General features: G+C 37.8%; 11 protein-coding genes. All 11 read left to right on the top strand.

Annotated features, from left to right (window positions below; translation table 11 throughout):
* The first annotated feature begins 93 nt into the window (after positions 1–93).
* The 11 genes from ACFO5O_RS02895 to ACFO5O_RS02845 all read left to right on the top strand — a co-directional run bounded on the left by ACFO5O_RS02895 (position 94) and on the right by ACFO5O_RS02845 (position 14,660).
* A complete protein-coding gene (locus ACFO5O_RS02895; protein WP_387960784.1) occupies positions 94–1,725 on the top strand; it encodes a DUF6265 family protein in 1,632 nt (543 codons plus the stop codon).
* Between the two features lie 43 nt (positions 1,726–1,768).
* On the top strand, positions 1,769–3,100 hold the full coding sequence (locus tag ACFO5O_RS02890) for a M28 family peptidase (RefSeq protein ID WP_387960782.1): 1,332 nt from the start codon (positions 1,769–1,771) through the stop codon (positions 3,098–3,100).
* Positions 3,100–3,669, top strand: a complete 570-nt coding sequence (locus ACFO5O_RS02885; protein ID WP_387960780.1) for a YdeI/OmpD-associated family protein — start codon at positions 3,100–3,102, stop codon at positions 3,667–3,669. The genes ACFO5O_RS02890 and ACFO5O_RS02885 overlap by 1 nt, the downstream gene beginning before the upstream one ends.
* Positions 3,670–3,703: 34 nt before the next feature.
* Complete coding sequence (locus tag ACFO5O_RS02880; protein ID WP_387960778.1) at positions 3,704–4,297, top strand: hypothetical protein; 594 nt, start codon at positions 3,704–3,706, stop codon at positions 4,295–4,297.
* Between the two features lie 106 nt (positions 4,298–4,403).
* Entirely contained in the window at positions 4,404–7,616 is a 3,213-nt protein-coding gene (locus tag ACFO5O_RS02875) for a WD40/YVTN/BNR-like repeat-containing protein (protein WP_387960776.1), read from the top strand.
* A 17-nt stretch (positions 7,617–7,633) separates the two neighbouring features.
* A complete protein-coding gene (locus ACFO5O_RS02870) occupies positions 7,634–9,580 on the top strand; it encodes a S9 family peptidase (RefSeq protein WP_387960774.1) in 1,947 nt (648 codons plus the stop codon).
* 344 nt (positions 9,581–9,924) lie between these two features.
* Positions 9,925–10,500, top strand: coding sequence for a superoxide dismutase family protein (locus ACFO5O_RS02865; RefSeq protein WP_387960773.1), 576 nt, complete (start codon positions 9,925–9,927; stop codon positions 10,498–10,500).
* Between the two features lie 94 nt (positions 10,501–10,594).
* Complete coding sequence (locus tag ACFO5O_RS02860) at positions 10,595–11,125, top strand: RNA polymerase sigma factor (RefSeq protein WP_387960771.1); 531 nt, start codon at positions 10,595–10,597, stop codon at positions 11,123–11,125.
* On the top strand, positions 11,126–11,932 hold the full coding sequence (locus ACFO5O_RS02855) for an anti-sigma factor (RefSeq protein WP_387960769.1): 807 nt from the start codon (positions 11,126–11,128) through the stop codon (positions 11,930–11,932). It abuts the gene before it with no gap.
* A gap of 695 nt (positions 11,933–12,627) precedes the next feature.
* Complete coding sequence (locus ACFO5O_RS02850) at positions 12,628–13,086, top strand: DUF4352 domain-containing protein (protein WP_387960767.1); 459 nt, start codon at positions 12,628–12,630, stop codon at positions 13,084–13,086.
* 218 nt (positions 13,087–13,304) lie between these two features.
* The gene (locus ACFO5O_RS02845) at positions 13,305–14,660 is read left to right on the top strand and encodes an ATP-dependent nuclease (protein ID WP_387960765.1); all 1,356 of its coding nucleotides are present in this window, start codon (positions 13,305–13,307) and stop codon (positions 14,658–14,660) included.
* Positions 14,661–14,685 lie beyond the last annotated feature (25 nt).

Raw genomic sequence — 14,685 nt, 5'->3', positions numbered from 1 at the left:
ATTTAGACTAATTCAAATGATGGAAAAGTCGATTCTTTAATTAGAATTGGCTTTTTTTATTTTAGTATCTTCAAAAATGTTTAAATTTAGCATATGAAAAAGCACCTCCTTTTAATATGCTATCTACTTCCATTATTTCTTTTTGCGCAGCCTGACACAGAAGTATTTCTATTCGATTTAACTCAAGATAATCAAACCATAAAACTTTCTAATTTCAAAAATATATCCAATAACGAAGGTTACGATAACCAACCATCATTTTTGGACAATAACACACTTTTTTATGCTGCAACCAGAAATGGACAAACAGATATACTCGAATACCAATTGAACAATCATTCCAAACGTTGGGTTAATAGTAGCGAAGGCAGTGAATATTCACCTTTAAAAATTCCTAATCAAAATGCACTTTCTGCCATTAGGCTAGATAAGAATGGTACACAAACACTCCAAAAATATAACCTTAAAACTGGGGAGTCAGAAATTTTAGTTGACGACATCGTTATTGGCTATCATGTCTGGTTTAACAAAAACCTGCTATTGTCTTCGGTATTGGAAAACAATGGCCTATCCTTATATTCAACAACATTTCCAGACCATAAAAATCATAGAATCCAAGAAAAAGTGGGGCGTTCGTTGCACAACATCCCGAATACAAATTTAGTAAGCTATATTTCAAAGGACAATGATAGTGTTTGGGATATCAAATCGGTAGACCCAACCACTGGAACCACAGCATCCATTATCAATACACTGCCTCAAAGCGAAGATTTATGTTGGCTAAATGATGGAACAATCCTTATGGCATATGATGGTGAGTTATACCAGTTCAATCCAAAATTACATACCAATTGGGTCAAAGCCTTCTCATTTTCTGATGTTGGCATTAAAAATATTACCCGCCTAGCCGTAAGTCCTAATGGTAAAAAACTGGCCGTCGTTGGCGAACTTGCTGATCTAAAATTAGAGCCTAAACTCGAAAATATTGCTTGGATAGCCGGTAACTGGAAAGGAGAAGCTTTTGGTGGACAAGTGGAAGAAAACTGGAGTCAGCCTTCAGGAGGTTCAATGATGGCAACATTCAAACTAATCAATAATGGAAAAGTATCGTTTTACGAAATTGAAATTATCCGCGAAGTTGACAATACTTTAGTTCTTCAATTAAAGCATTTTAACAACGACTTAAAAGGCTGGGAAGAAAAAGACAAAACGATAGATTTCCCTCTTAAAGAAATCACTTCCAATAAGGTGATTTTTGAAGGCATGACCTTTGAAAAAGTCAATGCTAATGAAATGAATGTTTACGTCGATCTTCATCAAAAAGATGGCACTATAAAAACAGAAAAAATCAACTATAAAAAAGAAACAACTAAAGCACAAACAACAATGCCATCACTAGAAAACCCTGAAGCTATTGTACAAAAACAATTAGACGCCTACAACGCAAGAGATATTGATGCCTTTATGGCAACATATACAGATGATATAATCTTAATCTATTTCCCAGACACTATAAGAAGTTTAGGCAGTGTAACCATGCGAAAAAATTATACAGAAATGTTTAATAATACTCCCGATTTATTCTGTGAAATAAAAAAACGAATAGTTATAGGAAATAAAGTCATTGACCATGAGTATGTTTTAAAAAATGGCGAGTACATTAATGCTGTTGCTATCTACGAAGTTGAAAACGGATTAATTAAAAAAGTAACTTTTATAAAATAGCCCATAATGGGCATTTAGCAAAAGCTAAACCAAACTATTAAAAATGAAAAAATTAGTATTCCTTGCTGCACTTGTTTCTACAACAATTTCAGCGCAAACCGATCAAAATATTTATGATATTATTAAAGCCGTTTCAGAAGAACGTATTAAAAATGATATTAAAACTCTGGCCGATTTTGGAACACGACATACCTTAAGCGATACGGTTTCGAGTACTAGAGGTATTGGTGCTGCAAGACGTTGGATCAAACAAGAATTTGAAACCATTTCAAAGTCATGTAACAATTGTTTGGATGTGTTTTACCAGAATAATTTTGTAAAAGAAGGCACTAATGGGCGTATTGTTAAGGATGTTTGGGTAGTAAACGTTGTTGCAGTTCAAAAAGGCACGACATATCCCAATAATTACATTATAATGAGTGGAGACATCGACTCTCGAGTCTCAGACCCCACAGATTATACTTCAGATTCTCCTGGAGCTAACGACAATGCCTCTGGTATGGCGGGCACTATTGAAGCGGCACGCGTACTTTCTAAATACAAGTTTGAAAATAGCATCATATATGTAGGTCTTTCGGGCGAGGAACAGGGTTTATTTGGAGGACAAGGTCTAGCCAAACATGCGCAAGAACAAAACTGGAATGTGATTGGCATTCTTAATAATGATATGATTGGTAACATTACCGGAGTTGATGGTGTCATTGATAATAGAACCTTTAGAATTTTCTCTGAACCCGTTCCTCCTACTGAAACCGAACGCGAACGTAATGCACGCCGTTTTTATGGTGGTGAAGTTGATGGCATCTCTCGTCAATTAGCCCGTTATGTTCATAAAACCGTAAAAACCTACATGCCCGAAATGAACCCGATGATGGTATATCGTTTAGATCGATTTGGTCGTGGTGGGCATCATCGTCCATTTAATGATGTGGGTTTTGCTGGTATTCGTATTATGGAAGCCCATGAAAATTATACCCAACAGCATCAGGATATTAGAACCGAAAATGGTATTGCTTATGGAGACACCTTTGAGCATGTTAATATGCCCTATGCCAAAAAATTAACTGCTGTAAATGCCATTAATTTGGCAAGTATTGCTTCTGCACCACCAGCACCAAAAACAGTTGAACTTGGTGGCGCCGTACAACCCTCGACAAAATTAAAATGGGAACCTGTTGAAGGGGCCACTGGCTATAAAATTTACTGGAGAGACACCACGTCCCCAACCTGGGACCATAGCCGATATGTAGGCAACCTCACCGAATTCACTCTAGAAGGTATAGTAGTTGACAATTTTTACTTTGGAGTTGCCGCTGTTGGAGCTAACGGCCATGAAAGTATAGTCACCTTTCCTAATAAAATTTTAAGGGATTAATGACCGCTATTGAAGAACTTTATTTCAAAACAGATCACGAATGGCGCGATTGGTTGCACCACAACCATGGGTCTTCTCAAGGCATCTATTTAATTTTCTATAAGGTGGATCATCATAAGGACTCTATGCGTTGGGAAGAAGCCGTAAAAGTTGCCCTTTGTTATGGTTGGATTGACTCTACCGTGAAAAGTTTAGGCAATGGCAAACGGCGTCAATATTTCACTCCTAGAAACGACAAAAGTGTTTGGAGTGCATTAAACAAGAAATATATTGATGAGTTAATCAAGAAAAATTTAATGCACGAAAGTGGTTTCAAAAAAATTGAAGTAGCCAAGGCTAATGGCAGTTGGACAGCTTTAGACGAGGTAGAAAAAGGAATCATACCCGACGATCTACAAGCAGCTTTTGACAAAAACCATATAGCCTATAAAAATTACCAAAACTTTGCGCCTTCCTATCGAAAAAGCTACCTCTATTGGCTTAATCAGGCTAAACGACAAGAAACGCGTGCAAAACGTATCGATGAAATTATAAAACTGTGTTTCAATAATTTAAAAAGCAGAAATTAGAAATTCAATTTAGATATATAAAATACAACGCTTTATGTCTGAAAACTCACAACCAAAAGCTAACAAATGGAAAATTCAGTGGACTACCGATAAAATCATGAGTACCTCTGCGCTTTTTATAAGTGTGATTTCGCTGGTAGCCTTACTCTATCAATCCTATTTAGCGCGCGAAGAAAATAAATTGATTCAAAAACAACAAAGCGCTTCTGTATTACCCTATCTGCATCAGTGGTACAGTGACAATGGACAGGAATTCCATCTCATTGTAGGTAATAAAGGTGTAGGGCCAGCCTTCATCACAAAAGTTGAAATTGTTTTAGACTCCATGAAGATGTTTAACAATTCTGATGACCTATTTAATGAACTATTTGAAACCGCACCAGAGCTAGACTCCATTCCCTATTTAACTAGTACCTTAATAAAAGGTTTTGTAATGCCAGCCAATGAAGACATTAAACTCATTGAAATAAAGGAATCGGATCATATTGAAGTGTTTAAACAAGTTTTAAATTCTAGAGCAATTGACTTTGCTATAACCTATGAAGATGTTTATGGAACCCAATGGTTATTGAGCAACGAAAATGATGAAAGTGCGAGTACTAACATCCCAAAATTACTTTCTAATTAGCCTAAAAAAATCAATAATTCTAATTCAATTTTATGAAGCATTAACAAAACCTTCACATTCTCAATTTTAGTTTTTACTATCTTTAAATCAACTAATCAATTTAATAATGAAACAGATACTACTCTCCTTGATGCTACTCGCATCATTTTCAGTTTTTTCCCAAGACTTTTCAACAGATTTAATCAAAAACATGACCCCTCGAAACATTGGTCCGGGTGGTATGTCTGGCCGTGTAACAGCGATTGACGCGGTTCACAGTAATCCAGATATCATGTACGTAGGAACCGCTTCGGGTGGTTTATGGAAATCAACTTCTGGCGGCATTAAATGGGCGCCTATTTTTGATAATGAAGCCACCGCTTCTATTGGGGCAGTCGCTATCCAACAATCTAACCCAAGTGTCATTTGGGTGGGTACTGGCGAAGGTAACCCGCGTAATAGTTTAAATGGCGGTTATGGTATTTATAAATCATTAGATGCCGGTAAAAGCTGGAGCTTAATGGGTTTAGAAAAAACACGTCATATTCATCGTGTCATCATCGACCCCACGAATCCAAATGTGGTGTATGTGGCCGCTATAGGCTCTCCTTGGGGCGAACATCCCGAACGTGGTGTCTATAAAACAACCGATGGCGGTAAATCATGGGAACGCATCTTATTTGCCAATAACAAAACTGGAGCAGCCGATTTGGTGATGGATCCCAAAAACCCAAATAAATTATTCGCGGCCATGTGGGAACATAAACGCGAGCCTTGGTTTTTTAATTCTGGTGGCGAAGGTTCTGGACTGCATATGACGCATGATGGTGGAAAAACATGGAAAAAAATAACCGATAAAGACGGACTTCCAAAAGGAAATCTTGGAAGAATTGGTATTGCCATTGCGCCTAACAAGCCTAATATTGTATATGCCTTGGTGGAAGCTAAAAAGAATGCACTATACAAAAGTGAAGATGGTGGTTTTAATTGGAAAAAAATCAATGATAAAAGCGATATTGGAAACCGTCCATTTTATTACTCCGAAATCTATGTGGACCCTCAAAACGAAAATAGAGTGTATTCAGTGTTCACCTATGTGAACGTTTCAGAAGATGGCGGTAAAAACTTTGAACAACTCATGCCTGCTTATGGTGTAGATAACGGTGTACACCCCGATCACCACGCCTGGTGGATTCATCCCAAAAATGGGAATTTTATGATCGACGGTAACGATGGCGGGTTAAATATCACTAAAGACGGTGGTAAGTCATGGCGCTTTATAGGTAATCTTCCGGTAGCACAATTCTACCATATCAATGTCGATAACGAGTTTCCTTATAATGTGTATGGCGGCATGCAAGATAATGGTTCATGGAGAGGCCCTGCCTATGTGTGGCGCGATCAAGGGATTCGCAACAGCTACTGGCAAGAAATTAGTTTTGGAGATGGTTTTGATGTTGTTCCAGATAGAGACGATTCACGCTATGGTTGGACCATGAGTCAGCAAGGCTATGTGCTGCGCTATGACTGGCAAACAGGTAACAATTATATTGTAAGACCTACGCATCCCGACCCTAATGTAGATTTGCGTTTTAACTGGAATTCGGCCATTAATATTGACCCCTTCGATAACAGTACGATTTACTTCGGAAGTCAGTTTGTACACAAATCAACCGATAAAGGCGAAACCTGGACCATCATTTCTCCAGACCTTACTACAAACAATCCTGAAAAGCAAAAGCAATCTGAAAGTGGCGGTCTCACTATGGACGCTACCGGCGCCGAAAATCATACCACGATTCTAGTGGTTGAACCTTCACCTGTTGAAAGGGACATGCTTTGGGTAGGTAGTGACGACGGACGCGTTCATATCACTCAAAATGCTGGGCAAACCTGGACCGATGTGTCTAAAAATATCAAAGGACTACCAGCTGGAAGTTGGATTGCACAAATAAAAGCATCCAATAAAACTAAAGGTGAAGCCCTTTTAATTGCTAACGATTATAGACGATTTAACTACACGCCTTACGCGTATAGAACTAAAGATTATGGAAAAACCTGGCAGCGTATTGTAGATGAGACTGATGTCACCAGCTATACCCTCTCTATTGTAGAAGACCCTGAAGAGCCTAATTTAATGTTTTTAGGAACCGATGACGGTTTATACCTCTCTGTAGACGCTGGAAACAAATGGACCAAATGGACTCACGGGTTCCCAACCGTACCTGTAAAAGATTTAGTGATTCATCCTAGAGAACAGGATTTGGTAATAGGCACCTTTGGCCGTGCGGCTTGGGTTATTGATGATATCAGACCTTTAAGAGCTATTGCCAAAAACAAGCAGGTCTTAAACCAAAAAATCAAACTATTCACCCCACCTACGGCATATCAGGCAGCCTACCAGCAACCTACAGGTAGTCGTTTTGGTGCAGATGCCGAATACAATGGCGACAATAGAGCATACGGTGCACAATTGAGCTATTTTGTAAAAATTGATGAGAAAAAAGAAGCCTCTAAAAAAGAGGATGATGCCGATAAAAAAGCAGATGAGGATGCTGCTGAAAAAGAGGATGCTAAAGTAAAATGGGACTCTTTAACACTTACCATTTATGATGGTGATAGACTGATTAGAACCTTAAAACGAAAAGCACCAGATTCATCAGGAATTCAAAAATGGACTTGGTATATGGATGAAGCTGGTATCGATCGTCCTTCGCGATCTATGCGTAAGAGCAACAGAGAACCAGGTGGTGTGAGTGTAAAACCGGGCACTTACCGCTTAAAGATTGCTTTTGGAGATCAAACTTCTGAAGAAACCATTAGTGTTAAAACCGACCCACGAATTAATGTATCCATGGCGAGTATAAACGAGGTGTATGCCACGTCAAAAAAACTTGAAAGCATGGGGCAAGTTGCGGTTGATGCCATAAAACAGCTTGTGGAAAGCAAACAAATTGCCGAAAAATTCCAGGCAGATCTCAAAAAGCTAGATAAGGATAAATACAAGGATGAAATAAAGGCCTCAAAAGATATCATTAAGGATATTGACGGTATACTAGACATCTATTTAGGCAAGGAAGATGAGCGTCAAGGGATTACCCGTAACCCCGAAGTTACCGTAACGCAACTCTATGGTTTAGCCCGTCAGTATGTAGGGTCTAGACAACAGGGCATCACCTCAACCGAACGCACCTTGATGAAGAATGCCGAAGACGCCTTGAATGATGCCTTGGGTAAAACCAACGCGTTCTTTAATGACTCATGGACCACCTACAAAGCAAAAATGGAACAATTGCAAATTAATCCATTTAAAGAGGTTAAAACCTTTGGTTTAGACTAATAAAAACTTTAAAATATATGAAACCAATACGCACATTAATCCTCCTTCTACTTTTAGCAGGTTGTAAAACTGATGCTGATAAAGGCGACGACCAAGCCCATACGGTATCAGAATATACCATAGAGCAGTTTATGGATAACGAGGCTGTTACTGGAGGCTATTTCTCTTCAGACAATTCTAAATTACTGATTTCAAGTAACAAGTCTGGGATTTATAATCTCTATAGCGTCCCTGCAACTGGTGGTGATTATACCACCATTACCGCTTCTGATAGCACGTCTATATTTGCGCAATCGTATTTTCCTAATGATGATCGCATCCTTTACTCGGCCGATGGAAATGGGGACGAGATTAACCATATTTATAGGATTGATCTCGATGGCAACATCACCGATTTAACACCAGAAAAGGGCGCAAAATCTGATTTTTACGATTGGAATGCCGATAATACCGGCTTCTATTACGGTTCCAACAAACGCGACCCGCGCTATTTTGACGTGTATGAAATGGACATTACCAATTTCAAATCTTCCATGGTATATCAAAACAATGATGGCTTAAATTTCAGTGGGATTTCAAAGGACAAAAATTATATCGCTTTAGTGAAATCACTCAATACCAACGATAGTGATCTCTTCTTATACAATATCAAGGCTAAAGAACGAATAAAAATCAATGAGACCCAAAGTGGTAATTCGGCTCAAGATTTTTCTGTAGACAATTCGGCGTTTTATTACACCACCGATGCGGGCTCTGAATTCGCTTACTTAATGAAATACGATTTAAAGACTAAAGAAAAATCAAAGGTGGTTGAAAAACCATGGGATGTTATGGGTGCCGGATTCACTAAAAAAGGCAAGTATCTGGTAGTGTATGTCAATGAAGATGGTAAAAACGCGATTGAGGTTTTAGACACCAAAACCATGAAGCCTATTCAGTTACCAGATTTTGAAGACAAAAGCATCACCAGTGTAGCCTTCTCTAATGACGAAACTTGGATGCGCATGTATGTAGGTGGTTCCAACAGCCCTTCCGATTTGTATACCTACAATCTCGAAACCAAAGCCCAACATAAGCTCACCAATGTGTTAAACGAAGCTATTCATCCTAAAGATTTGGTAACTGCCAAAGTGATTCGCTTTAAATCCTTTGATGGCGTAGAAATTCCTGCCATTTATTATCTACCACATCAGGCTTCAGAAGACAATAAAGTGCCTGCCATGGTTTGGGTACACGGTGGTCCAGGTGGACAGTCCCGTCAAAATTTCAGCTCACTCATTCAATATATGGTCAATCATGGCTATGCTGTTTTAGCTGTAAATAATAGAGGCAGTAGTGGCTATGGCAAAACCTTTTTCCAAATGGACGATTTAAATCACGGTGAAAAAGACCTGCAAGATTGTGTAGAAGGTAAAAACTGGTTGGCTACACAACCAGAAATTGATAGTGAAAAAATAGGCATTATAGGCGGCTCTTATGGGGGTTATATGACCATGGCAGCACTGACCTATGCGCCTGAAGAATTTGACGTGGGCGTGAATATCTTTGGAGTTACCAATTGGTTAAGAACACTAAAAAGTATTCCGCCTTATTGGGAATCGTTTAGAGAATCCTTATACCTGGAGTTAGGTGACCCCTACTCGGCCGATTCTACGCGATTAAAGCGTATTTCACCCTTGTTCCACACCGATAAAGTGACCAAACCGCTAATCGTACTTCAAGGCTCACAAGATCCTCGAGTGCTACAAATAGAATCTGATGAAATTGTGGCCGGTGTTCGTAAAAACGGAGTACCTGTAGAATATGTACTTTTTGAGGACGAAGGTCATGGCTTTGTTAAAAAGGAAAATCAGATTGAGGCCTATAGTCGCATTTTGAAATTCCTTGATCAATACCTTAAAAAAGAAAATCAACCTTTAGATGGTGAAACGCCAAATACCGCAATTCAACCTGAAACTAACTAAAATTTAGTTGACCCCTATAATAAAAATAGCTTGGAACATCTCCAAGCTATTTTTTTTGCAAAGCACCATGTGTACCCTGCGTTGCTACTAATTAAAAGAAAATTTTGTTAGATGTTGCAATGATTAAATGATCAATTAAATTACAAAAGTTTAAATGTAGTTAATTTAGATAATTTATCCTATACATTACCATGCACGCATACTATTTATATCTTGAGCACGCAAGAGCAGCCCAAGGCCTCCCCTAACCAGCATATTATAAAAGTTCATAGCTTATCCCAAATTGGTTTTAAATTCTATCAAATAATGCGTAACTTTCGTCTAAATAAAAAACGATTCACATTATGAAAAAATTAGGTTTAGTACTCCTACTAGTCACCCTAACTATGAGTTTTAGTTGTAAAGACAACAAAAAGGAAAACGAGGTAGAAACCGAAATGGAAATGGAAGACACCACGACTGCCGAAAGTAAAGAGCTAATGATTAAACTAGAGCCCAAAAGCGATAGTCAGGTAAGCGGCTCTGTGTTTTTTAAGGAAGAAAACGGTATGGTCACCATGACGGCCATGATGAGCGGACTTACCGAAGGTACTCACGCCATTCATATCCATGAAAAAGCAGACTGTTCATCAGCCGATGGCACCTCAACCGGTGGCCACTGGAACCCAACCGGGCAACCCCATGGCAAATGGAACAGCGAAGCAGGTTTCCACAAAGGTGATATTGGCAACTTTGAGGCCAGTGCCGAGGGCAAGGGCTCTATCACTTTAGTCACCGACGAGTGGTGTATTGGCTGTGGTGATGTGACCAAAGATATTATAGGCAAGGCCATTATTGTACATGATGGCACAGACGACTTTGTGACCCAACCCACAGGCGCTGCTGGCGGACGTGTAAGTTGTGGTGGTATTATTCAATAAACAAAACATAAACACATTATTTTAAAAGCTACAGGTTCTGTAGCTTTTTTCTTTGGATTATTATCCCTATTTTCGGCCTATAAAAATTGTTGATATGCAATTAGACATTTTGGTCTCCCAATTTCAAAACAAAGACGAGAAAGCATTTGAAGCTTTATACAATATGTATAGAGCCAGCATGCAGGGCGTCATCTACAACATTGTGAGAGATCAGGATATTGCTGAAGAAGTGATGCAAGATGTGTTTATAAAAGCCTGGCATAATGCAGCAAGTTACAGCGCAGAAAAAGGGCGTTTCTTTACCTGGATTCTCAATATTGCACGCAATGCCGCCATTGATAAAACACGTTCCAAAGCATTTAAAAACGCTGGTAAAAACCTTGATGCCGAATATTTCGTAGATATTTTGCAAACCAGTGAGAGTTTAGATGACAGCACAGATGCTATTGGAATTAAAAAGTTTGTAAAAAAATTAGCTAAAAACTGTATTAAGGTCATTGAACTGTTATACTTTAAAGGCTATACCCAAAAGGAAGCCTCTGAAGCATTAGATATGCCCATAGGGACCATAAAAACTCGAAACCGGAATTGTATTAAAGAATTAAGAACCATTGTATTAGATTAAATGGATATAAAAGCTTACATAGACTCTGGAATCTTGGAACTTTACGTTGCAGGGGCACTTTCTGAACAGGAGAGTAAGGAGGTCTATGACCTTATGTTACAACACCCTGAAATACTTCAGGAAGTGCTGGAGATCGAGTCGGCCGTGATGAAGTTGACCGCTGCGGCGGCGCAACCATCCAAAACCAATGTATTTGGTCGCATTAAAGCGCAACTGAAACTTGGCAATGAAGAAGTTAAAGTGGTTTCTATTGAACCTAGCAAATACAACTGGCTCACCTATACCGGTTGGGCAGCAGCCCTTGTGGTTGGCCTTGGTTTATTCTGGACGCTCAATCAAAACAAAGCATTAGAAAGTACTATCACTACGGTTGAAATCGAAAAATCCTATTTAGAACAGCAAATAGAAGAGGCTAAATCCAATTTGGCAGCGACACGAAACCTATTGAATGTATTACGCGACAAGGACATCATTTCGGTGCCATTGGCGGGACAAGGTAATTTTGCAAGCACCTATGCCAAGGTGTATTGGGACAAAAAAACCAACAGTATTTACCTAGATGCCCAAGGCTTACCCGAAGCCCCGGCTGGTAAAGTATATCAGGTATGGTCCTTGACTTTAGACCCCTTAACACCTACCAGTTTAGGAACAATTGACGAGTTTAATACCGACGACAATAAAATATTTGCCATCACCAATGCCAACGAGAGTCAGGCCTTTGGAATTACTCTAGAGCCCGAGGGCGGTAGCGAAAGCCCAACTATGGAGCAACTCTATACGCTGGGTGTTGTGGCCTCTGGTCCATAATCGGCAAGACATAACTTTAAAAAGCGCATGAACCACAAGTTGATGCGCTTTTTTTTGCACCTTACTTTTTTCCCTAATGCCATAAAATGTAAGTAATCGCTTACTGATTTGACACACGCTGACCTATGCTGACACACCGTGACACATGCTGACACATGCTGACCGAGTTTGACACACACTGACCTACGCTGGCACACTTTGGCCATTTTTGAGGGGTTTTGTTCGAGTCTTGTTCGAGGATGGTTCAAGAAAGGCTTTAGGCTATGTTTTAAAAATTTGATTTTTTGGGAGAAGTCTCGAACAAAGGTAAACTAATGTATAACTGTTGACGTGTTGAAGCGTTAAAACCTTGATACGTTAATCTGTTAAGTCAGTTCGAGTAGCGCAAAGTGGGTATCGAAAACTCATGGGTAGTGCTTCTCGATACAATTTTGCTTCGCAAAACCACTCGAAGTGACAAAAATAAAAACACTGTCAGTTCGAGTGTCCCGCTAATGAGCGGGACGTATCGAGAACTCTAGGTTTAAAAAAACGTCCACGACTACGAAATACGTAGAACTACGTATAGCATCGAAAACAAAAAAAGTTTACATTTACTTTTAAGGAAAATTGAGACTAGTTTATATCCATATTTATCATGGATTAAAAATATTAAATAGTCGTAGCTAACTAGTTTGCAATAATTAAAAAAACTAATGAAGAAAATTTTACTAGTATCATTAATTGGAATTCTAGCAACTTCTTGTTATACAGTTTATCAAGTAATCCCAAGAACTTATAATTATTCTGAAAGTATAAGTTTTACTATTGACAAAATAGAAGAAGGTAAAAGTGTTGCCACAGGAAATGGCTCTTATCACCCTAGCCGTGGAAATAAATTTGTATTTGTGTATTTGACTCTAAAAAACAATTTGGACAAAACACAAGAATTAGATTTTGACAACTTTCTCTTGTTAAACCCAACAACTAAAACGAAACATAAAGCAGAATGGTCAATGGTTCCTGGACCCATAAATATGTGGGGGAAAATAGATTCATACATTCGAAAAGGAGATGAAAAAAGCAGAAAATTAGTATTTATTTTTCCAGATGAGGAAAAGGCTAAAATGCTATTGGTGAATGACCAAATAGTTGAAATTGAATATACCAAATAATTAATTTCAACTTTGGTAGAAAGTAAAGATGTCGTTCTCGATAATAGCGGGACGTATCGAGAACTCTAGGTTTAAAAAAACGTTCACAACTACGAAATACGTAGAACTACGTATAGCATCGAAAACAAAAAAAGTTTACATTTACTTATAGCTGACTAGAAGCTGTTATATAGCAGTTTTTTAGAGCATATAACTAGTTGGCGTTTATTGAATAAAATATGGAAGAAGAAATACCAGAACATAAATACTTGTTTGACCAAAAACCAAACACAGTTATTTCAGACAATGGAAAAAAATTAATTGAACGAATTAAGACATCTGAATGTTCAGTTTTGGTTGGGCGGAATAATTGTGGTAAATCCTATCTTCTAAAAACAATAACTCAAGATTTAGGTGTCAACGCCTCGTATTTAGGTCCAGCTAGATATAATAATTTTCATGTTCTTGGATTTTACACACCAAATAAAAATAAGAAGCAGGAAAAATATAACCAGTTCAACCAACAATTTCAGCAACAAAATCAAAATATAGATAATTCTCCAATAAGTCTTCAACAATCTATTGCGGAGTTTACTGACGATAAAAGAAAAGTTCTTTTCGAAATAATAAAGCTATTATTAGGAACTGAAATTGAAATTCTTCAAACAGTTGAAGGTAATACAATGTCTCAAAAATATTTGAGTACAAATCAACATAATATTTCCTTTACAAGTAGTGGGTTTAGATTAATAGCTACTATACTAACATGTCTTTTAGATGATGACCATGACATTTTTTTAATCGATGAACCTGAACTTGGTATCAGCCCAGAGGCACAAGGGATTCTGGCCGATTTTCTTTTCAACAAGACTGAAAGAAATAAGTATTTTCCACATATAAAGACTTTGATTTTTGCCACCCATTCAACAATTTTCCTTGACCATAATAAAATACAGAACAATTACACTATTAGTAAAGATGGAGATGTAATTGATATATCTCAAGTTTCGACTTTTAGTGATTTTAACAGAATACATTTTTTCCTTTTAGGCAACAGATTTGAGACACTATACTTACCAAGTGTAATTTTACTTTGTGAGGGAATTTCCGACCAACAATTTATTGCTAGAATACTAGAATTGGAATATCCTGATGTACAATTCAGTGTAATAAATTCGAATTCAGATAGCCGGATGAAAGATATAGTAAATGTCGCTGGAAGTATTTTAGGAGACATTCAAAGAAGTCCATATAGAGAAAGAATAATACCTATACTGGACAAAGTGCATGGAGGTGATGTTGTGAATAAAATTGAAACACTTGGTATTTCAAAGGACAATATTATCGTTTGGGAGAATAACGGTATAGAATATTGCTACCCACAATCAATTTTAAATGAAATATTTGGCGAAGGATGTAAGATTTTAATTCAAGGTGATAATATTACGGCAAATGGAATATCATATAAAAAAGCAATATTAGCAGAAATGGTAACTAATAAATTAAAATCTGGCTTGCAGTATTCAAAAGAATTTAATTCCAAATTTTTCGAATTAATCAATAAAATTACAGGTTTAAAAAGAAGGAATAACTAACGCCAACACAGTGTATAATTAATTG

This window comes from Geojedonia litorea (assembly GCF_042654525.1).
Lineage (GTDB): Bacteria > Bacteroidota > Bacteroidia > Flavobacteriales > Flavobacteriaceae > Geojedonia > Geojedonia litorea.
Note: the sequence above shows the minus strand (reverse complement) of the source record. Positions and strands in the feature narration are given on the sequence as shown.